The organism is Pelagimonas sp. (assembly GCF_058892305.1).
Genome location: NZ_JBZXVN010000015.1, coordinates 1 through 20,693, shown reverse-complemented (window position 1 = coordinate 20,693; position 20,693 = coordinate 1). Strand labels below are relative to the sequence as shown.

The window sequence follows — 20,693 nt, the reverse complement described above, 5'->3', positions numbered from 1 at the left end:
TTTAGAGCGACTGCAAGAAATGACGCGCCTCGCATTTGCGGGGCGTTTTCCTTTTGATGGGACGAAAACGTCTGCTCAGCAGGACTTTGCCGCCATTGATAGTAAAGCTGCAAGAGTCCGCTTTAAAGAATGATAGTATCAGCTGTCAGGGCGGTTGACGCCAATCATTGCCCTCGTCCACCCATGCGTCGAACTGATCGCGCCACTCTTCGATGTCAGATCGTGGCAGTGGATTTCTTGGGTCTTGGCTCAAGGAATAGGCCATACCCTCAATATACCAATGGGGTAGACTGCTGGATCGCACTGCCCCAAACTGTTCAAATTGCCAATGATGAATCAGCTCGTGTCTGAGGACGTAGTTATGCCAGCCTTTATCGTTGATGATAAGGCTATTGAGGCCCCAAATATATAATGCTGCGACTGCTGGGTTTCCAAAACGGGCAAAGCAATCCTCAGAATGACAAAATAGAACACGGGGTGCTTGCTCAATAGGCCCTACATTTCCGGCAATGAAGCTCAAAGCGTCGTTCCGCAACTTGGTTGCTTCATCTATAGTGGCAGGGTCCTCCACACAGATGTCATCCGTCACGCAAGTCAGGCCAAAAGTTTCAGGTGCAACTACGCGCAACGGTTTGTATATAGCACAGGATGCAAGAAGAAGCGTGAAGACAGTCATTGGACAAAAAATCACAAGCTTCTTTTGGATCGTCATATTGCTTTTCCTATTCCTGCGCTTTGAAGCCGACATTAGCTGCACCGCAGAACATTCGCAATTTGGGCTCAATGCAGTCGTTTGACTGAATTTGCCGGAAAGCCGGAAGGGGCAGGGAGATTTGCCTTGTTGGGGCTGTCTTGCATGCATGCTTGCCCTTTCTGAGAACTCGGTGTAAAGCGCCCCATCTGCGCCTGTAAGGGCGTACGAATCGTGGGAGGCGAGGGTTTCGCGAAACTCGGACCAGACCACGCAACAATGACGGGTTTCCCCGTCTGAACCAGCCCGGCGAACGCGATCGCGTGGGTGTTGAAAAGGAGAAAGCCAATGGCCAAGAAGCTAGCTGGCACGATGAAGCTGCAGATTCCTGCAGGCAAAGCCAACCCCTCCCCACCTGTGGGTCCTGCGCTGGGTCAGCGCGGCATCAACATCATGGAATTCTGTAAGGCGTTCAACGCCAAGACACAGGAAATGGAGCCCGGCGCGCCGTGCCCAACCGTGATCACTTATTATCAGGACAAGTCCTTCACCATGGACATCAAGACGCCACCTGCGTCTTACTACCTGAAAAAAGCTGCTGGCCTTAAGCCAGTTGGCAAGCGTAACCGCCCTCGTGGCGCGGAAGCCCCTGGTCGTGAAACCGTGGCATCCGTGACTGTGGCTCAGGTACGTGAAATTGCCGAAGCCAAAATGAAGGACCTGTCGGCGAATGACGTCGAGGCCGCAATGTTGATCATCGTCGGCTCTGCCCGTTCGATGGGCATCGAGGTGAAAGGCTAAGATCATGGCAAAACTCGGAAAACGCACAACCGCAGCCCGTGAAGCATTCGCAGGCAAAGAGAACCTCACAGTTGAAGACGCTGTGTCGCTGATCAAAGCGAACGCCAACGCCAAATTCGACGAGACCATCGAAATCGCAATGGCGCTGGGTGTTGACCCACGTCACGCCGACCAAATGGTTCGCGGTGTTGTTGGTCTGCCTAACGGCACCGGCAAAACCGTTCGCGTTGCTGTTTTCGCACGTGGCCCCAAGGCTGAAGAAGCCCAGGCCGCTGGCGCTGACATCGTTGGCGCAGAAGACCTGATGGAATCCATTCAGGGCGGCACAATCGATTTCGATCGTTGTATCGCGACACCTGACATGATGCCTATCGTTGGTCGTCTTGGTAAGGTTCTTGGCCCACGTAACCTGATGCCAAACCCAAAAGTTGGCACAGTGACCATGGACGTTGCCCAAGCTGTCAAAGACAGCAAAGGTGGTCAGGTTCAGTTCAAAGCTGAAAAAGCTGGTGTGGTTCACGCCGGTGTTGGCAAAGCGTCTTTTGACGAAGGCAAGCTGGTTGAAAACATCCGCGCCTTTATCGGTGCTGTTGCCGCCGCGAAACCATCGGGTTCCAAAGGCACATACATGAAAAAGATCGCTCTGAGCTCGACAATGGGCCCTGGCGTAACAGTTGACGTCAACAACGCCGTCGAAAACTGATCTGATTTCATAAGTGATAACAAGGGCGGGCCTTAATGGTCCGCCTTTTTTTGTGCCTTGCAAGGAAGTATTAGGACAAGCCCTGTAGCGTCAATGCGATCTGTAACCCGGAACTGAGGGTATTATTGCGCTGACTTTTTTTTGTAAACTTTTTGCTATCCTAAGTGTGTTCATTGGCTCAGCCGTTATGGCTTTGGAGGCTCCGGCGGGCCGAGTGATGTTGACCGTAGACGGCAATATTTCAACGACAAACACTGGGGATCAGGCGCTGTTTGATCGCGCCATGCTGGCCAATCTAGGTTGGAAAACCATCGAAACCTATACGTCTTTTACCGAGGGCTTGACCCAATTTTCCGGGCCGAGCATTGCCTCGCTTTTCGAGGTCGTTGGTGCCCAAGGGGCAGAATTCCGGGCCGTCGCAGCCGATGATTACGCAGTGACGATTTCCATAGTAGACGCGAAAAAGCATGGGGCCATTCTTGCGATGGAGCACAATGGCGAACAAATGGGCATTCGAAACAAGGGGCCCATTTGGATTGTCTATCCGCAAAGCGAGGCGGAGGCTGAGGCGCACAAGTACTATGTTCAAATGATTTGGCAATTGGTGCGGATTGAGGTGCTTCCTCGGGCGGACTGATGCTGTATTTCATCCGTGAAAATGCCCGTACAATCAGGGCTTTGGTTGCTGCTTGTGCCGCCTGCGCATTGAGTATTCTATTTGTGTCTCAAGAGATTGGGGCACTACGTGAGCAAGAGAGATTGGTCTTTCGCACCAATGGCTTAATCTGGCGCATGAGCGAAACGATCTTTGAAGTGCAACGTCTTTCTTCGGATTTGGTTGGATATTCAGAAGGGCGTCGGGACAAAGAAGAAGTCGAGATGCGGTTCGATATTCTTTGGGGGCGTTTGGATCTTGTGGCAGGGTCCGAAATTGGCAAGACCGAAGGGCTGGCACCGGTTATTGCCGAATTGCAGGAATTCTTGCGCCGGGAAGAGGATGTTATTTACAAGTCCGAAACCGTGTCGGATGAAGAGGTTTTGCGGCTGCATACCATCCTTGATGAGCATTCAAAAACCGCGCGTCAGGCTTGGGCGGCAACTTTTGCCGTCGAAGATTTGCAGCGACAGTTTGTTGAATTACATAGCGGCGGTGCCGCAGACAAAGCGGCAAGTCTCGCGGGGTACGCTCTTATTGCCCTTTTGATGGCCTATGTGGTTTCCGAAGTCTTTTTGGCCAGCCGCGCCCAAAAACGTATTCAAAAATTGCACCACCTCGCTCATAGCGCAAATGAAGCTAAGTCATTGTTTCTCGCCAACGTTAGCCACGAAATACGCACCCCGCTCAATGGCATTTTGGGCATGGCAAGCGAATTGTCAGAGAGTGAGCTTAACAACGATCAGCGCGAGTGTATCTCCGTTATTGAGCAGTCAGGTGAGCTTTTGCTTGGAACAATCAATGATGTGTTGGACCTGTCCAAAGTTGAGGCGGGTCGATTAGAGTTGGAGAGGGTTGCGTTTGATTTGCATCTTGTTTTGAAAACAGCCCATGATCTCCATGCAAGTCGTGCTCGAGAGAAGGGACTGCAATTCAGGCTGGAGATCAATGATTTTGTACCGCGACGTGTCATCGGGGATCAGCGACGCCTCCAGCAAATCCTGCATAATTTAGTCGCGAACGCCATCAAGTTTACAGCGAGTGGCTGTGTCACAATTGATGCATTAATTGATGCCGGGATGGGGGACGTTCTCGTGCGTGTTAGTGACACAGGCCCAGGAATTGCCTCCGACGCATTGGAAAAGATTTTCGATCCGTTTGTGCAGGCCGACGCGAGCGTGACCCGTAAATACGGTGGAACGGGGCTTGGCCTCGCGATATCGAACCAGATCGCGGAGGCCATGGGGGGGGATTTGACAGTCGAAAGCGCCCCAAATGAGGGGGCCATTTTTGAAGTTCGTCTCCCGCTTCAACACGTTGACACCAAAACCGAAAGCCGTAGGAAATCCGACCAAACGGAAGCCAAAGCGTTGCGGGGGCGTCCTATTCTAATTGTGGATGACAATGCGACCAACCGTTTGATCCTTGAACGCTTTTTGGTTCCGGCAGATTGCATTGTTTGCGCTGCCAGCAGCGGTGAAGAGGCGGTGACCTTAGCGAAGAGCAAAGAGTTTTTCGCAATTTTGATGGATATTCAGATGCCGGGCATAGGTGGAGTCGAAGCAGTACGTCGCATTCGAGCGGCGGAAGAGGGGCATGACAAGGCTCCAGTTACCATTTTTGCTGTTACCGCAAACGTTCTGACCCATCAAGTTGCCGAGTACATTGCCGCTGGGGTGGATGGGGTTTTGCCAAAGCCTCTGTCCAAACAGCAACTCATTAAGGAACTCGCGGCAATTGCCGGAACAAACAAGCGAGTTTGACAAATGACGGCCAAGTTCGGACTTGGCAAGTTGCAGCAAAAAGGCTATCGCAAGCGCTCAGGGTGTTTCGATGATTCGAAGCCCCTACTTTCGTCCGAGACGGTGGGCGGATGCAATCGCATCCATAACTCCTGCCTGAGACGGGAAGAGACATCTTTCGGGCACTTCATGTGCCGGCTTTGATGCGACGACCCGCCATTGGACACGTCGCCTGGGGAAACCTGGGCAAAAGTGAGCCGGAGGGGTCGCCCCCTCCATCAATTGGAGTAAAACTGTGGATAGAGCACAAAAAGAGAAGTTGGTCGAAGAGCTCGGCCAAATCTTTGACAGCTCTGGCGTCGTAGTGGTTTCCCGCTACGAGGGTCTGACAGTTGCTGACATGCAGAGCCTGCGCGGGATTGCCCGTGAAGCGGAAGCTTCGGTTCGTGTCGCCAAAAACAGGCTCGCCAAAATTGCCGTAAAAGACACTCAGTGCGAGAGCATTGCTGAGTTTCTGGAAGGCATGACCGTTCTGACCTATTCCGAAGACCCTGTGGCGGCCGCCAAAGTGGTTGAGGACTTCGCCAAGACGAACCAAAAGTTCGAAATCCTTGGCGGTGCAATGGGCGGATCGGCTCTTGACCGGGCTGGTGTTGAGGCCGTGTCGAAAATGCCGTCGCGTGATGAGCTTATTGCTTCGATCGTTGGCTGTATCGGCGCACCTGCAAGCAACATTGCCGGCGCAATTGGCGCACCTGCTTCTGACATCGCATCCATTCTCTCGACTATCGAAGAGAAAGCGGAAGCGGCGTAAGCAACTTTACGATCCCCGTAGGGCTAACCCCCTGACGTTGGAACACAAACTGAAAACGGAAAGAGTCTCAAAATGGCTGATCTGAAAGCACTTGCCGAAAGCATCGTGGGTCTGACCCTGCTCGAAGCACAAGAACTGAAAACCATCCTCAAAGACGAGTATGGCATCGAGCCCGCAGCTGGCGGCGCCGTTGTCATGGCTGGTCCTGCAGACGCCGGTGGCGCAGCTGCAGAAGAGAAAACTGAATTTGACGTGATCCTGAAGGCCGCTGGTGCCAAAAAGATCAACGTCATCAAAGAGGTCCGCGGCATCACCGGTCTGGGCCTGAAAGAAGCTAAAGAACTGGTTGAAGCCGGTGGCAAAGCTGTCAAAGAAGGCGTTTCCAAGGACGAAGCCGAGGAAATCAAGAAGAAGCTCGAAGAAGCTGGCGCTGAAGTCGAAGTTAAGTAATTCGGTTTTCGAACTGATTTGCGACAAGCGCTCCCATCCGGGGGCGCTTGTTTTTGTTTAAGGAGGGGGCTTCTCGTTGGTGCATCGGATCAATGGTAGACAAGCGATCTTTGCGCCCGATGTCTAAAAGTGCTTTTCCATGTCCGGGCCGGTTTCGACGTCGCCTTGACGAAACGCCCCAAAAATGCGATCTTGTCTCTCTAGGATAATTGTATCGCGGCTCCCTTGGGGGTTGCATTCTTTCCGTTCACCGAATATTCGGAAATCTCCTGCGGGTTCGAGCGATTCGAAGCCGCTTTTTCTCTTTGGTTGAAATGGGGTGCGCGAGATTTCCAATCAATACCTGTCTGTCTGAGAAAAAGCGACACGACAACAGGAGTTTAGCCAGAAAATATGGATGACCCCGACTTGGCAAGCGCCCTTTGACAATTGTCAGTGGACGCTTTCCAAGGCAGGGATCCAACGGTCGAGTGGCCTCCGGTGGGACGGGGGCCGAGAATGGATCGGATTTTTGCCGTCACTGACGGTGACGTGTCGTAGCCCGACGATGCGTTGCTCGACGAGATTATCGAAAGGTGACATCTGTCATGGCGCAAAGCTTCCTTGGCCAGAAACGTCTTCGCCGTTATTACGGCAAAATCCGCGAAGTACTGGAAATGCCGAACCTTATCGAGGTTCAGAAATCCAGCTACGAGCTTTTCTTGAAATCAGGCGACCAGCCAACACCCTCGGACGGTGAAGGCATCAAAGGCGTTTTCCAGTCGGTTTTCCCGATCAAGGATTTCAATGAAACCGCCGTTCTGGAATTCGTAAACTACGATCTGGAAAAGCCAAAATACGACGTCGAAGAGTGCATGCAGCGCGATATGACCTACAGCGCGCCGCTGAAGGTCACCTTGCGCTTGATCGTCTTTGATGTGGATGAAGATACCGGTGCGAAATCGGTTAAGGACATCAAAGAACAAGACGTCTTCATGGGCGATATGCCCCTGATGACGCCCAACGGCACATTTGTGGTTAATGGCACCGAGCGCGTGATCGTTTCCCAGATGCACCGGTCGCCTGGTGTGTTCTTTGACCACGACAAAGGTAAAACGCACAGCTCGGGCAAGTTGCTGTTCGCCTGCCGGATTATTCCATATCGCGGCTCCTGGCTCGACTTTGAATTCGACGCCAAAGACATCGTCTTTGCGCGGATCGACCGTCGTCGGAAACTGCCTGTCACCACCTTGCTTTACGCCCTTGGCCTCGACCAAGAAGCGATCATGGACGCCTATTACGATACGGTGAGCTATGAGTTGAAGAAGGCTGGCGGTTGGTCCACCAAATTCTTCCCAAATCGTGTCCGTGGTACCCGCCCGGCCTATGATCTGGTGGATGCCGACAGCGGTGAAGTGATTGCCGAAGCCGGGAAAAAGGTCACCCCTCGTGCGGTCAAGAAACTGATCGACGAAGGCAAGGTTCAAAACCTGTTGGTTCCTTTTGACCAGATCGTCGGCAAGTTCGTTTCCGAAGACATCATCAACGAAGAAACCGGTGCGATCTATGTCGAAGCCGGTGATGAGCTGACATGGGAAGTCGACAAAGACGGCGACGTCACCGGTGGGACGCTGAAGGAACTGGTTGACGCGGGCGTCACCGAAATTCCTGTGCTGGACATCGACAACGTCACCGTTGGGCCATACATGCGCAACACCATGGCGATGGATAAAAACATGGGCCGCGACACCGCGCTCATGGATATCTACCGCGTGATGCGTCCGGGTGAGCCACCCACCGTCGAAGCCGCGTCGGCCCTGTTCGACACGCTATTCTTTGATAGCGAGCGCTATGACCTGTCCGCCGTTGGGCGCGTGAAAATGAACATGCGTCTGGCTTTGGACAAAGAGGACACCCAGCGCACGCTTGATCGCGAAGACATCGTTCAATGTATCAAAGCACTGGTTGATCTGCGTGATGGTCGTGGCGACATCGACGACATTGACCACCTTGGTAACCGTCGTGTGCGTTCCGTTGGCGAGCTGATGGAAAACCAATACCGCGTTGGCCTGCTCCGCATGGAGCGTGCGATCAAAGAACGTATGTCATCTGTCGAAATCGATACGGTGATGCCGCAGGATTTGATCAACGCGAAACCGGCTGCTGCTGCGGTACGTGAATTCTTCGGCTCTTCGCAGCTGTCGCAGTTTATGGACCAAACCAACCCGCTCTCCGAAGTGACGCACAAGCGTCGCCTTTCGGCGCTTGGCCCAGGTGGTTTGACCCGTGAACGTGCCGGCTTTGAGGTTCGCGACGTTCACCCAACGCACTACGGTCGTATGTGTCCGATTGAAACGCCGGAAGGGCCAAACATTGGTCTGATCAACTCGCTGGCGACCTTTGCCCGCGTGAACAAATACGGCTTTATCGAAACACCTTATCGCGTCGTAAAAGAGGGCACCGTCACCGACGAAGTCCACTACATGTCAGCGACCGAGGAAATGCGCCACACCGTGGCTCAGGCGAACGCCAACCTCGACGAAGACATGAAGTTCAAGAACGAGCTGGTCTCGACCCGTAAATCTGGTGACTACACATTGTCGCCCAGTGACGCGGTTGACCTGATCGACGTAAGCCCAAAGCAGTTGGTATCGGTTGCGGCCTCGCTCATTCCGTTCCTCGAAAACGACGATGCGAACAGGGCCTTGATGGGCTCGAACATGCAACGTCAGGCGGTTCCGACGCTGCGCTCCGAAGCGCCGCTTGTTGGTACCGGCATCGAAGAAGTTGTGGCGCGCGACTCTGGCGCGGCGGTCATGGCGCATCGCGCCGGGATCATTGACCAGGTTGATGCCCAGCGTATCGTTATCCGTGCAACCGAAGACCTTGAGCTTGGTGATGCGGGCGTTGACATCTACCGGATGCGCAAGTTCCAGCGGTCGAACCAAAACACCTGTATCAACCAGCGTCCGTTGGTGAAGGTGGGCGATACTGTCCGTAAGGGCGAAGTTATCGCCGACGGTCCATCGACAGATATGGGCGAACTGGCCCTTGGTAAAAACGTGATCGTCGCGTTTATGCCTTGGAACGGCTACAACTACGAAGACTCGATCCTGATTTCCGAACGCATCGCCAAGGATGACGTGTTCACATCGGTCCATATCGAAGAATTCGAAGTGGCGGCCCGTGACACCAAGCTTGGCCCAGAAGAGATCACCCGCGACATTCCAAACGTCGGTGAAGAAGCGCTGCGCAACCTCGACGAGGCTGGCATCGTTTACATCGGTGCGGATGTTGAGCCGGGCGATATCTTGGTCGGTAAAATCACCCCCAAGGGCGAAAGCCCAATGACGCCAGAAGAAAAACTGCTGCGCGCCATCTTTGGTGAAAAGGCATCGGACGTGCGCGATACATCGCTGCGTGTGAAGCCCGGTGATTATGGGACTATCGTAGAGGTACGCGTCTTTAACCGCCACGGTGTGGAAAAAGACGAACGTGCGTTGCAGATTGAGCGTGAAGAGATCGAACGTCTGGCGCGTGACCGTGACGACGAACTCGCGATCCTTGACCGTAACATCTATGCCCGTCTCAAGGGGATGATCTTTGGAAAAGTGGCCGTCAAAGGCCCCAAAGGTGTGCGCCCGAATTCGGAAATCAACGACGAGTTGCTTGACACTCTGACCCGTGGTCAGTGGTGGCAGCTTGCCCTTGGTGAAGAAGACGATGCCAAGCATGTCGAAGCCCTGCACGAACAGTACGAAGTTCAGAAGCGTGCGCTTGATGCCCGTTTCGAAGACAAAGTCGAGAAAGTGCGCCGCGGCGACGATCTGCCTCCGGGTGTGATGAAGATGGTCAAAGTCTTTATCGCTGTGAAGCGCAAGCTTCAGCCGGGTGATAAAATGGCGGGTCGCCACGGGAACAAAGGTGTGGTTTCGCGCGTCGTTCCAATGGAAGACATGCCGTTCCTCGCCGATGGTACTCCGGTTGATTTCTGTCTGAACCCATTGGGCGTTCCATCGCGGATGAACGTTGGTCAGATCCTTGAAACTCACATGGGTTGGGCCGCGCGTATGCTCGGCATCAAGGTCGACGAAGCGCTGCAAGAATATCGCCGTAGCGGTGACATGACCCCAGTTCGCGAAGCTCTGCGCATCGCCTATGGCGATGAAGTCTACGAAGAGGGCTTCAATACCATGGACGAAGGTGAGCTTCTTGAAGCGGCTGGCAACGTGTCCAACGGTGTTCCAATCGCGACACCCGTCTTTGACGGTGCGAAGGAAGCGGACGTGAACGACGCGCTGCTGCGTGCTGGTTTCTCGGAAAGCGGTCAGTCGAAATTGTTCGACGGTCGTACCGGTGAAGAGTTCGCCCGTGAAGTGACCGTGGGTGTTAAATACCTGCTGAAACTTCACCACCTTGTGGACGACAAAATCCACGCGCGTTCGACCGGACCATACTCGCTTGTTACTCAGCAGCCGCTGGGTGGTAAGGCGCAGTTCGGTGGCCAGCGTTTCGGGGAAATGGAAGTCTGGGCTCTCGAAGCTTATGGTGCCGCCTATACCCTGCAAGAAATGCTGACCGTCAAATCGGATGACGTGGCAGGCCGGACCAAGGTCTATGAAAGCATCGTGAAAGGTGAGGACAACTTCGAAGCTGGTGTACCAGAATCGTTCAACGTTCTCGTCAAAGAGGTCCGCGGCTTGGGCCTCAACATGGAACTCCTGGATACAGAGGAAGATGAGTGAGCCAATCGGTAGGGTGGGGTTTAACCCCACCTTACATCTCCCTCCTCTCCCTTTGACCGAATTTAAGGATCACTAGATGAACCAGGAACTGACCAACAACCCGTTCAACCCGGTTGCCCCGATCAAGACCTTTGATGAGATCAAAGTGTCGCTCGCTTCGCCCGAGCGTATCTTGTCGTGGTCTTTCGGTGAGATCAAAAAGCCCGAAACCATCAACTACCGGACGTTCAAGCCTGAGCGTGACGGTCTTTTCTGCGCCCGTATCTTTGGCCCGATCAAAGACTACGAATGCCTGTGTGGCAAATACAAGCGTATGAAATATCGCGGCGTTGTCTGCGAAAAATGCGGTGTGGAAGTCACGCTGCAAAAAGTCCGTCGTGAACGTATGGGCCACATCGAGCTTGCGGCTCCTTGCGCGCATATCTGGTTCCTCAAGTCGCTGCCATCGCGCATCGGCCTGATGCTAGACATGACCCTGCGTGATCTGGAACGCGTGCTGTATTTCGAAAACTATGTGGTTATCGAACCCGGCCTGACCGATCTGCAATACGGCCAGATGATGAGCGAAGAGGAATACCTCGACGCGCAAGACGCCTATGGCATGGACGCTTTCACCGCCAATATCGGTGCCGAAGCCATCCGTGAAATGCTGGCCAACATTGATCTGGAAAACGAAGCTGAGCAGCTGCGCGCCGACCTCAAAGAGGCCACCGGTGAGCTGAAGCCAAAGAAGATCATCAAGCGCCTGAAAGTTGTCGAATCCTTCCTGGAATCTGGCAACCGTCCAGAATGGATGATCATGACCGTTGTGCCTGTGATCCCACCAGAGCTGCGCCCGCTGGTGCCGCTGGATGGTGGCCGCTTTGCGACATCCGATCTCAACGATCTGTATCGCCGCGTGATCAACCGGAACAACCGTCTAAAGCGTCTGATCGAACTGCGCGCCCCTGACATCATCGTTCGTAACGAAAAGCGGATGTTGCAGGAATCTGTTGACGCTCTGTTTGACAACGGTCGTCGTGGCCGCGTTATCACCGGTGCCAACAAGCGTCCGTTGAAATCGCTGTCTGATATGCTCAAGGGTAAGCAGGGTCGCTTCCGTCAAAACCTTTTGGGGAAACGCGTCGACTTCTCCGGTCGTTCGGTGATTGTGACCGGTCCTGAGCTGAAGCTGCATCAATGTGGTTTGCCGAAAAAGATGGCCTTGGAACTGTTCAAGCCGTTCATCTATTCGCGCCTAGAAGCCAAAGGTCTGTCTTCCACCGTGAAGCAAGCCAAGAAGCTGGTTGAAAAAGAGCGTCCCGAAGTTTGGGATATCCTCGATGAGGTGATCCGCGAACACCCTGTCATGCTGAACCGTGCACCGACGTTGCACCGTTTGGGCATTCAGGCGTTCGAACCCACGCTGATCGAAGGTAAAGCCATTCAGCTTCACCCGCTGGTCTGTTCGGCGTTCAACGCGGACTTTGACGGCGACCAAATGGCGGTCCACGTTCCTCTGAGCCTTGAGGCCCAGCTGGAAGCGCGTGTTCTGATGATGTCGACGAACAACGTTCTGTCGCCTGCAAACGGCGCACCGATCATCGTTCCATCGCAGGATATGATCTTGGGTCTGTACTATGTCACCATCATGCGTGAAGGCATGAAGGGCGAAGACATGGTCTTCTCGTCACTCGAAGAGGTCGAACACGCCCTCAACGCTGGTGAAGTTCATCTGCATGCCAAGGTTCAGGTCCGTCTCAAGCAGATCGACGAAGAAGGTAACGAAGTGTACAACCGCTTCGAAACCACGCCGGGCCGTGCCCGTCTTGGTGCCTTGCTGCCTCTGAATGCCAAAGCGCCTTTCTCGCTGGTCAACGACCTTCTGCGTAAGAAAGACGTGCAGCGCGTGATTGACACCGTTTATCGGTATTGCGGTCAAAAAGAGTCGGTTATCTTCTGTGACCAGATCATGACCATGGGCTTCCGCGAGGCGTTCAAGGCCGGTATTTCCTTCGGTAAATCCGACATGGTTATCCCTGATAACAAGTGGGATATCGTTGGCGACACCCGCGATCAGGTGAAAGATTTCGAACAACAGTACATGGACGGCCTGATCACTCAGGGCGAAAAGTACAACAAAGTTGTCGATGCCTGGTCGAAGTGTAACGACAAAGTCACCGAAGCGATGATGTCGACCATTTCGGCAGAACAGCGTGACGAAGATGGCTCCGTCAAAGAACCGAACTCGGTTTACATGATGGCCCACTCTGGTGCGCGTGGCTCGGTTACTCAGATGAAACAGCTGGGCGGGATGCGCGGTTTGATGGCCAAGCCGAACGGCGACATCATCGAAACACCGATCATCTCGAACTTTAAAGAAGGTCTGACCGTTCTGGAGTACTTCAACTCCACCCACGGTGCCCGTAAGGGTCTTTCGGATACCGCTTTGAAAACAGCGAACTCGGGTTATCTGACCCGTCGTCTGGTTGACGTTGCGCAGGATTGTATTGTGCGTCTCGAAGACTGTGGCACAGATCGCGCCATCACCGCCGAAGCGGCAGTGAATGACGGTGAAGTTGTTGCAACCTTGGGCGAGCGTGTTCTGGGTCGTGTTGCGGCCGAGGACATCTGTCACCCGGTAACTGGCGACGTGATCGCCAAGGACGAGTCGTTGATCGACGAGCGCACTGCCGATGCAATTGAAGACGCTGGTGTTCTGACCGCGCGTATTCGCTCGCCTCTGACCTGTGAAGCCGAAGAAGGCGTGTGTTCGCAGTGTTATGGTCGTGACCTTGCACGCGGTACCCGCGTGAACCTTGGCGAAGCCGTTGGTATCATCGCGGCGCAGTCGATTGGTGAACCCGGTACACAGCTGACCATGCGGACATTCCACATGGGCGGCGTTGCCTCTGGGTCGTCGCGGTCCTTCCTCGAAGCCTCGCAAAACGGTAAAATTGCCTTTGCAAACTCTGGCGTGATCACCAACGCCGCCGGTGAGCAAATCGTCATGAACCGGAACATGCAGGTTCTGATCCTGAACGATCAGGGCGAGGAAATCGCATCGCACAAAATGGGCTACGGCTCCAAGCTCTTCGTCAAAGATGGTCAGGACATCGCGCGCGGCGACAAAATGTTCGAATGGGATCCCTATACCCTGCCGATCATCGCCGAAAAGGATGCGGTTGCGAAACATGTTGACCTTGTGAACGGCCTCGCCGTGCGTGAGGAAACCGATGACGCAACAGGCATGACCCAGAAGATCGTGGTCGACTGGCGCGCTGCCCCCAAAGGCAACGAGCTTAAGCCTGAAATCATCCTGATGGATAAAGACGGGGAGCCGGTTCGTAACGATGCGGGCAATCCGATCACCTATCCGATGTCGGTTGATGCGGTTCTGTCTGTCGAAGATGGTCAAGAGGTCAAAGCCGGTGACGTTGTTGCGCGTATTCCGCGTGAAGGTGCCAAGACCAAGGACATTACAGGTGGTCTGCCACGTGTTGCGGAATTGTTCGAAGCCCGTCGTCCAAAAGATCACGCGATCATCGCCGAAATCGATGGTTATGTGCGCTTTGGTAAGGACTATAAGAACAAGCGCCGCATCGCGATTGAGCCGCAAGACGAGACCATGGAAACCCGTGAGTACATGATCCCCAAGGGCAAGCACATTCCTGTACTGGAAGGTGACTTCATCCAAAAGGGCGAATACCTCATGGATGGTAACCCAGCACCGCATGACATCCTCGCCATTATGGGGATTGAGGCGCTGGCGAACTACATGATCGACGAAGTTCAGGACGTTTACCGTCTGCAGGGTGTTAAGATCAACGATAAGCATATCGAAGTGATCGTGCGCCAGATGTTGCAGAAATGGGAAATCCAGGACAGCGGTGACACAACCTTGCTTAAGGGCGAGCATGTGGACAAAGCCGAGTTTGATGCTGCCAACGAAAAGGCATTGTCGAAATCCGGTCGTCCGGCACAGGGTGAGCCGATCCTTCTGGGGATCACCAAGGCGTCCTTGCAGACGCGTTCGTTCATCTCGGCGGCATCGTTCCAGGAAACCACCCGTGTTCTTACCGAGGCTTCGGTCCAAGGTAAGAAAGACAAACTGGTTGGTCTCAAGGAAAACGTTATCGTTGGTCGCTTGATCCCTGCTGGAACCGGTGGGGCCACTCAGGATGTGCGCCGCGTGGCCTCGTCGCGTGACAACGTTGTGATCGAAGCGCGTCGTGAAGAAGCCGAAGCCGCAGCAGCTCTGGCTGCGCCGGAAATGATGGATGACGTGGTTGGGGGCGACGAATTCGACACTCTGGTTGTCGATACGCCGGAAAGCCGCGATTAAAACCTCGCGATAGAATTTGAAAAGGGCCCCGGTTTTCGGGGCCCTTTTTGTTGGTGGGTTAGTCTTGCATCAAGAATTGACCATGCGGATTGTCGAGCACCATTTTCCAGTGCCCGTCGGGTTGTTTGCGAAACACCGCGACGGATAGGCCGGTTTGTTCGACCGCGGTTCCATCCGGAGCGGTTGCGGTCATCGTCCAAGGGGACAGGTGCAACCCGATATCATTGGCCACAAAAACCTCGTGCCCGGAATAGGTGAAAGTGGGTTTCATCCCGGCGGCCATGGTGAACATCTGATGCAGCTGATCGGCATCATTGATGGGCTTTTGCGGTTCGAACATCACGGCGGCACCTGGTTCGTAGCTCTGCATGACAGTGTCGATATCTCCGCCCATAAAGGCGTTGGTCATGGTTGTAACGGCGGTGTGGATGGCGGTTTGATCGTCGGACATTTTGGTTTCTCCTGCAAATGAAGGGGTCATGGGCGCGCTCAGGACAAGCGCGACCAGCCATGCGGCGGCATGTTTCATGGTGTTTTCCTTTTGGAGTGGGTGATGGGGCCGGTCTGGCTAGGTTTGCCCTAGCTGTCTTGGCCCACGATCCTTTCCAGCAAAGCTGCAAAGTCTTTTTGCGCCCGGAGGGACCCGGTGGCGCGTTGTAGTTTCGCCGATCTCAGCCGTGCTTCGGCTTTGGCCGCCTGCGCGCGGACCGTGTCATAAGTTGGCGCATCCTCGAATACCGACGAAGGGGTGTGCCCGATACGGTCCATGACTTGGGCGGCGGGGAGGCGTTTTTGACAGGAACAGGCGGCGCGTTGATTGGACAGGCCACAGGATTGGGCCGTAAATTCCGTGACCTTTTGTCGGGCGCGAGACAGGCGTTTGCGAAACAGATCTTTGGAAATGTCGAGGATCAGAGCGGCTTCGTTCTGATCCAACTCGAACACATCCCCGAGCAGATAGGCAATACGGTGAGACCGATCGAGGCAGAGCAACATCGCCATGGTGCAGTTGATCCGCAATTCGTTGAGCATGATGTGATCTTCGGGTGCCTGTTGGCTTTCATCCACAAGCCCGGCCTCAAGATCGGCGGCAAACACGTCAAAGCTCAACATAGCTTCGGCTTGAGTTTGTTTCACGCGGTTCAAAAGGTGATTGGTGGCGACGCGGTACACCCATGTGCGAAATCCAGACTCGCCGCGAAAGGTCGAGAGTTTGGTTATAAGCCGGATCAGGATGTCTTGGGTCGCATCTTCGGCAAGGGCCGGATCGGCAAGCATCCGAAGCGCGAGGCGATGAACCTGATCCTGAACGGCGCGCATCAGGTTTTCAAGCGCGGCGGCGTCACCGGATTGGGCGCGTTGCGCCAGCGTTGTCAGGTTTTCGTCGGTCATATCAGGCTCCGTTTCATGCGGTACTGATAGTTAGACAGGCGGCAGCGGGAAGGTGTGACAAGATTTTTGAAAAAATCTTGGGCCGGTCATCAAGATTATCCGCCAAACACCGTTTTGACGTGGGTTGTGTCGATGCCAAAGAGAGATTTGAAAAGCGCCTCGTCCTCGGCCTCAAGCGGAGGCAAGACCACGGGTTTGACGTGTTTCTTTTGGCGTGAATCGTTGTGATCATTGTGCCCGCGCACATACATGACTTCATCCGTAAAGGTGACGGTTGGCATGAATTGGTTGATCTTTTGATGGCCGAAATTCATCACGGTTTGACGCACGCCCGGTTTAACCGCCACGGCCTGTGCCAGCCCCCAATAAGGGTGAACAATCGGTTCACCGCAAATCCCATTGGCATCCGGTCGGGCGACAAACCCCCGGTTCCAATCAAACCCTACCAAACGATGTTGGTCTAGCAAGGGCGCGCAATCCGTCGCGGCCTTTTTCAGGCGCTCAACAAAATGGATCGACACGGCATCATCGTCATCGTGGCGAAATTGCAGACAGGGTTCATCCATCACCCGCAAGCTATTGATGACCTCTTGGCAGACTTTGCGATGCGGACCGGGCGCGCGTGGGATGACAACGGCTTGGGGAAAGTCTTCGACAAGGATCATTAGCCGTTCAAGGTAGTTAACCGGCATGGCGTCACCCACAAGAATGGCAAAGATGAAATCCGGGTCGGTTTGAGCCTTGAGACCGGGGAGGCAAATGGTTTCGAAATGGCGAAACCGCTCTTCGATACGATCGGGTTGATAGAGGTAATCAATGCGGTCCTGAAGGGTTTCATGTTCGACCTGAAACCCACCCTCGGCGGGATAAGAAAACCGACAAAACCCGATGACTTGCCCGATACCTTGCATGAGCGATCCCTTACGTGCAAAACCTCAAAACATGCATGGCATTGCCCACGGCCAGAGGCAAGCGGGCATGGTGACGGCGGGGGCTGTTGACAAGTTTTGCGACTCCCCCTATACGCGCGGCTAATCCGCATGGGAGTCCTATGCGTTTTTCAGAATTGAAGTGGTCAAGATCCAGGCAAATTACCCGCCCGATCCTCTGAGAACCCACCGCATCGTTTACCTCGGAACGGGAACGACGCGGTTTTTGTCTGTTGTGGCAACACAATGGTTTTCTGATCCCGGCAGGGGGCCGCAAGGTTTCAGGCCAACCGACTGAGCCGCGAGGGGCCTAGCCCGTCGCACCACAAAAGTGAAAGCACGGGGAATATAACCGAATGCCCACGATTCAACAGCTGATCCGCAAGCCGCGTCAGCCTAAAATCAAACGCTCGAAGTCTCAGCACCTTGAGCAGTGCCCGCAGAAGCGCGGCGTATGCACACGCGTCTACACAACCACGCCTAAAAAGCCGAACTCGGCGATGCGTAAGGTTGCCAAGGTGCGTCTGACCAATGGCTACGAAGTCATCTCCTACATCCCCGGTGAAAGCCACAACCTTCAGGAGCACTCTGTGGTTCTGATCCGTGGCGGTCGTGTAAAAGACCTTCCCGGTGTGCGTTACCACATCCTGCGCGGTGTTCTGGATACTCAGGGCGTTAAAGACCGTAAGCAGCGTCGTTCGAAATATGGCGCCAAGCGTCCTAAGTAAGAAGAGGATACCAATATGTCCCGTCGTCACGCTGCCGAGAAGCGCGAAGTCCTGCCCGACGCCAAATTTGGCGATCGCGTTCTGACTAAATTCATGAACAACCTGATGATTGATGGTAAAAAATCAGTCGCAGAGAAAATTGTTTATAACGCGCTTGATCGCGTTGAAACCAAAGTTAAGCGCGCCCCAGTGGAACTGTTCCACGAAGCGCTCGACAACATCAAACCATCGGTCGAAGTTCGTTCGCGCCGTGTGGGTGGTGCGACTTACCAGGTTCCTGTCGAAGTTCGTCCAGAACGTCGCGAAGCCCTGGCAATTCGCTGGTTGATCACAGCCAGCCGTTCGCGCAACGAAAACACCATGGAAGAACGCCTCGCCGGTGAACTGCTGGACGCTGTACAGTCCCGCGGTGCTGCTGTTAAGAAGCGCGAAGACACCCATAAGATGGCCGACGCTAACAAAGCGTTCAGCCATTACCGCTGGTAATATTGGCTTAGGACCAAAACAATGGCACGCGAATATACGCTCGAACATTACCGAAATTTCGGTATCATGGCGCACATCGATGCGGGTAAAACAACCTGCTCGGAACGCATCCTGTATTACACTGGTAAGTCCCACAACATTGGTGAGGTGCACGATGGTGCAGCCACCATGGACTGGATGGAGCAGGAGCAGGAACGCGGCATCACCATCACCTCGGCTGCGACCACCACATTCTGGGAACGCACCGAAGATGGCAAAACTGCCGACACACCCAAGCACCGCTTGAACATCATCGACACCCCCGGCCACGTTGACTTCACCATTGAAGTTGAACGTTCGCTGGCGGTTCTCGATGGTGCTGTTTGTGTTCTTGACGCCAACGCCGGTGTTGAGCCCCAGACAGAGACCGTTTGGCGTCAGGCTGACCGTTACTCGGTTCCACGGATTGTGTTCGTCAACAAGATGGACAAAATCGGCGCGGACTTCTTCAACTGTGTGAACATGATTGAAGAGCGCACCGGTGCAACCGCGGTTCCCGTTGGTATTCCAATTGGCGCAGAGACCGAGCTGGAAGGCTTGGTTGATCTGGTGACCATGCAGGAATGGGTCTACATCGGTGAAGACCTTGGCGCATCTTGGGAAAAGCGTGAAATCCGCGACGAACTCAAGGACATGGCCGACGAATGGCGTGGCAAAATGATCGAAGCTGCTGTTGAGCAGGACGATGATGCCATGGAAGCCTACCTCGAAGGCGAAGAGCCCGACGTTGCAACCCTGCGTAAATTGCTGCGCAAAGGTACTCTGGCCATGGACTTCGTTCCTGTGCTGGGTGGCTCTGCGTTCAAAAACAAAGGTGTTCAGCCTCTGCTTAACGCTGTAATCGACTATCTGCCCAGCCCGCTGGACGTTGTTGACTACATGGGCTTTAAGCCAGGCGACGAAGAAGAAGTACGTGACATCGCCCGCCGCGCGGACGACGACATGGCTTTCTCTGGCCTTGCGTTCAAAATCATGAACGACCCCTTTGTTGGCTCGCTGACATTCGTACGTATCTACTCGGGCACCCTCTCAAAGGGTGAATCGATGCTCAACTCCACCAAGGAGAAAAAAGAGCGTGTGGGTCGTATGATGATGATGCACTCCAACAACCGTGAAGAGATCGAAGAGGCATTCGCCGGCGATATCATCGCGCTTGGTGGTCTGAAAGACACAACCACAGGTGACACGCTTTGTGACGCCAAAGAGCCGGTTGTTCTGGAAACCATGACCTTCCCCGATCCGGTTATCGAGATCGCGGTTGAGCCCAAAACCAAGGGCGACCAAGAGAAAATGTCCCAGGGTCTGGCCCGTTTGGCCGCAGAAGATCCTTCCTTCCGTGTTGAGACTGATCTGGAATCCGGTCAGACCATCATGAAGGGCATGGGCGAACTTCACTTGGACATCCTGGTTGATCGCCTCAAGCGTGAATTCAAGGTTGAAGCCAACATCGGTGCCCCTCAGGTTGCCTACCGTGAGACCATTGGTCACGAAGTTGAGCACTCTTACACCCACAAGAAACAGTCGGGTGGTTCGGGTCAGTTCGGCGAAGTGAAAATGATTATCACTCCGACGGAGCCTGGCGAAGGGTACTCCTTCGAATCCAAGATCGTTGGTGGTGCCATTCCTAAGGAATACATCCCCGGTGTTGAAAAGGGTGTGAAATCGGTTATGGACAGCGGCCCTCTGGCTGGCTTCCCTGTGATCGACTTCAAAGTGGCCCTGATCGACGGTAAGTTCCACGATGTTGACTCCAGCGTCCTTGCATTCGAAATCGCAGCACGTATGTGCATGCGTGAAGGTATGCGCAAAGCTGGTGCGAAACTGTTGGAACCTATGATGAAAGTCGAAGTTGTTACTCCGGAAGAATATACCGGCGGTATCATCGGCGATCTGACATCGCGTCGCGGTCAGGTAAACGGTCAGGAGCCACGCGGTAACGCTGTTGCAATCGACGCGTTTGTTCCGCTGGCCAACATGTTTGGTTACATCAACACGCTGCGCTCTATGTCTTCGGGTCGTGCGAACTTCACCATGCAGTTCGATCACTACAACCCGGTTCCGCAGAACATCTCTGACGAGATCCAAGCGCAATACGCATAAGAACGGGTGGCGGGGTGAACCCCGCCCTACCCACCACTGTAGGGAGAAGTTTTGCTTCTCCACCTGATTTGAAAAAGGAGCCCACCCATGGGTAAGGAAAAGTTTGAACGCGGCA

General features: G+C 54.2%; 16 protein-coding genes. 12 read left to right on the top strand and 4 right to left on the bottom strand.

All coding sequences use genetic code 11. The annotated features are described in order from the left end of the window. Window positions 1–145 precede the first annotated feature (145 nt). A complete protein-coding gene (locus AC5EFR_RS06175) occupies window positions 146–712 on the bottom strand; it encodes a hypothetical protein (RefSeq protein WP_493575008.1) in 567 nt (188 codons plus the stop codon). A gap of 327 nt (window positions 713–1,039) precedes the next feature. Between AC5EFR_RS06175 and rplK the strand changes: the two genes are divergently transcribed. From rplK to rpoC, 8 genes are all read left to right on the top strand, one after another. Continuing rightward, window positions 1,040–1,492: a 50S ribosomal protein L11 gene (gene rplK, locus AC5EFR_RS06170; protein ID WP_299930531.1), complete on the top strand. Its 453-nt coding sequence runs from the start codon at window positions 1,040–1,042 to the stop codon at window positions 1,490–1,492. 4 nt (window positions 1,493–1,496) lie between these two features. Then, window positions 1,497–2,195 (top strand): 50S ribosomal protein L1, encoded by a 699-nt coding sequence (gene rplA, locus AC5EFR_RS06165; protein WP_493575007.1) that lies wholly within the window; start codon window positions 1,497–1,499, stop codon window positions 2,193–2,195. 187 nt (window positions 2,196–2,382) lie between these two features. Then, window positions 2,383–2,832 (top strand): putative pterin-binding protein, encoded by a 450-nt coding sequence (locus AC5EFR_RS06160; RefSeq protein WP_493575006.1) that lies wholly within the window; start codon window positions 2,383–2,385, stop codon window positions 2,830–2,832. Further along, window positions 2,832–4,613 carry an ATP-binding protein gene (locus AC5EFR_RS06155; protein WP_493575005.1) on the top strand — a complete coding sequence of 594 codons (1,782 nt, stop codon included), beginning with the start codon at window positions 2,832–2,834 and terminating at the stop codon, window positions 4,611–4,613. The genes AC5EFR_RS06160 and AC5EFR_RS06155 overlap by 1 nt, the downstream gene beginning before the upstream one ends. A gap of 274 nt (window positions 4,614–4,887) precedes the next feature. Then, window positions 4,888–5,406 carry a 50S ribosomal protein L10 gene (gene rplJ, locus AC5EFR_RS06150; protein WP_493575004.1) on the top strand — a complete coding sequence of 173 codons (519 nt, stop codon included), beginning with the start codon at window positions 4,888–4,890 and terminating at the stop codon, window positions 5,404–5,406. Between the two features lie 72 nt (window positions 5,407–5,478). Further along, window positions 5,479–5,856 carry a 50S ribosomal protein L7/L12 gene (rplL, locus tag AC5EFR_RS06145; RefSeq protein ID WP_493575003.1) on the top strand — a complete coding sequence of 126 codons (378 nt, stop codon included), beginning with the start codon at window positions 5,479–5,481 and terminating at the stop codon, window positions 5,854–5,856. Window positions 5,857–6,443: 587 nt separating this feature from the next. Next, window positions 6,444–10,580: a DNA-directed RNA polymerase subunit beta gene (gene rpoB / locus AC5EFR_RS06140; RefSeq protein WP_493575002.1), complete on the top strand. Its 4,137-nt coding sequence runs from the start codon at window positions 6,444–6,446 to the stop codon at window positions 10,578–10,580. 76 nt (window positions 10,581–10,656) lie between these two features. Further along, window positions 10,657–14,904 (top strand): DNA-directed RNA polymerase subunit beta', encoded by a 4,248-nt coding sequence (gene rpoC, locus AC5EFR_RS06135; RefSeq protein ID WP_493575001.1) that lies wholly within the window; start codon window positions 10,657–10,659, stop codon window positions 14,902–14,904. Between the two features lie 58 nt (window positions 14,905–14,962). On the opposite strand, the gene AC5EFR_RS06130 is transcribed toward rpoC, so the two are convergent. The 3 genes from AC5EFR_RS06130 to AC5EFR_RS06120 form a co-directional block, all read right to left on the bottom strand. Continuing rightward, window positions 14,963–15,433 (bottom strand): YybH family protein, encoded by a 471-nt coding sequence (locus tag AC5EFR_RS06130; RefSeq protein ID WP_493575000.1) that lies wholly within the window; start codon window positions 15,431–15,433, stop codon window positions 14,963–14,965. A 50-nt stretch (window positions 15,434–15,483) separates the two neighbouring features. Next, window positions 15,484–16,296: an RNA polymerase sigma factor gene (locus AC5EFR_RS06125; RefSeq protein WP_493574999.1), complete on the bottom strand. Its 813-nt coding sequence runs from the start codon at window positions 16,294–16,296 to the stop codon at window positions 15,484–15,486. Window positions 16,297–16,391: 95 nt separating this feature from the next. After that, on the bottom strand, window positions 16,392–17,207 hold the full coding sequence (locus AC5EFR_RS06120) for a putative rhamnosyl transferase (protein ID WP_493574998.1): 816 nt from the start codon (window positions 17,205–17,207) through the stop codon (window positions 16,392–16,394). On the opposite strand from AC5EFR_RS06120, the gene AC5EFR_RS06115 reads away from it, so the two are divergent. The 4 genes from AC5EFR_RS06115 (at window position 17,206) to fusA (ending at window position 20,578) form a co-directional block, all read left to right on the top strand. Further along, window positions 17,206–17,331, top strand: coding sequence for a hypothetical protein (locus AC5EFR_RS06115; RefSeq protein ID WP_493574997.1), 126 nt, complete (start codon window positions 17,206–17,208; stop codon window positions 17,329–17,331). The genes AC5EFR_RS06120 and AC5EFR_RS06115 overlap by 2 nt on opposite strands. Before the next feature lie 250 nt (window positions 17,332–17,581). Further along, window positions 17,582–17,953, top strand: coding sequence for a 30S ribosomal protein S12 (rpsL, locus tag AC5EFR_RS06110; protein WP_054000841.1), 372 nt, complete (start codon window positions 17,582–17,584; stop codon window positions 17,951–17,953). A gap of 15 nt (window positions 17,954–17,968) precedes the next feature. After that, window positions 17,969–18,439 carry a 30S ribosomal protein S7 gene (rpsG, locus tag AC5EFR_RS06105; protein ID WP_299930559.1) on the top strand — a complete coding sequence of 157 codons (471 nt, stop codon included), beginning with the start codon at window positions 17,969–17,971 and terminating at the stop codon, window positions 18,437–18,439. A 21-nt stretch (window positions 18,440–18,460) separates the two neighbouring features. After that, window positions 18,461–20,578: an elongation factor G gene (gene fusA / locus AC5EFR_RS06100; RefSeq protein WP_493574996.1), complete on the top strand. Its 2,118-nt coding sequence runs from the start codon at window positions 18,461–18,463 to the stop codon at window positions 20,576–20,578. Window positions 20,579–20,693 lie beyond the last annotated feature (115 nt).

Excerpts from the sequence above, each read along its gene's own strand:
- rpoB (WP_493575002.1), top strand. The coding sequence starts at position 6,444 with ATGGCGCAAAGCTTCCTTGGCCAGAAACGTCTTCGCCGTTATTACGGC.
- rplL (WP_493575003.1), top strand. The coding sequence starts at position 5,479 with ATGGCTGATCTGAAAGCACTTGCCGAAAGCATCGTGGGTCTGACCCTG.
- AC5EFR_RS06130 (WP_493575000.1), bottom strand. The coding sequence starts at position 15,433 with ATGAAACATGCCGCCGCATGGCTGGTCGCGCTTGTCCTGAGCGCGCCC.
- rpsL (WP_054000841.1), top strand. The coding sequence starts at position 17,582 with ATGCCCACGATTCAACAGCTGATCCGCAAGCCGCGTCAGCCTAAAATC.
- rpoC (WP_493575001.1), top strand. The coding sequence starts at position 10,657 with ATGAACCAGGAACTGACCAACAACCCGTTCAACCCGGTTGCCCCGATC.
- AC5EFR_RS06160 (WP_493575006.1), top strand. The coding sequence starts at position 2,383 with ATGGCTTTGGAGGCTCCGGCGGGCCGAGTGATGTTGACCGTAGACGGC.
- AC5EFR_RS06115 (WP_493574997.1), top strand. The coding sequence starts at position 17,206 with ATGAGCGATCCCTTACGTGCAAAACCTCAAAACATGCATGGCATTGCC.
- rplA (WP_493575007.1), top strand. The coding sequence starts at position 1,497 with ATGGCAAAACTCGGAAAACGCACAACCGCAGCCCGTGAAGCATTCGCA.
- AC5EFR_RS06120 (WP_493574998.1), bottom strand. The coding sequence starts at position 17,207 with ATGCAAGGTATCGGGCAAGTCATCGGGTTTTGTCGGTTTTCTTATCCC.
- rpsG (WP_299930559.1), top strand. The coding sequence starts at position 17,969 with ATGTCCCGTCGTCACGCTGCCGAGAAGCGCGAAGTCCTGCCCGACGCC.
- AC5EFR_RS06175 (WP_493575008.1), bottom strand. The coding sequence starts at position 712 with ATGACGATCCAAAAGAAGCTTGTGATTTTTTGTCCAATGACTGTCTTC.
- AC5EFR_RS06125 (WP_493574999.1), bottom strand. The coding sequence starts at position 16,296 with ATGACCGACGAAAACCTGACAACGCTGGCGCAACGCGCCCAATCCGGT.
- fusA (WP_493574996.1), top strand. The coding sequence starts at position 18,461 with ATGGCACGCGAATATACGCTCGAACATTACCGAAATTTCGGTATCATG.
- AC5EFR_RS06155 (WP_493575005.1), top strand. The coding sequence starts at position 2,832 with ATGCTGTATTTCATCCGTGAAAATGCCCGTACAATCAGGGCTTTGGTT.
- rplK (WP_299930531.1), top strand. The coding sequence starts at position 1,040 with ATGGCCAAGAAGCTAGCTGGCACGATGAAGCTGCAGATTCCTGCAGGC.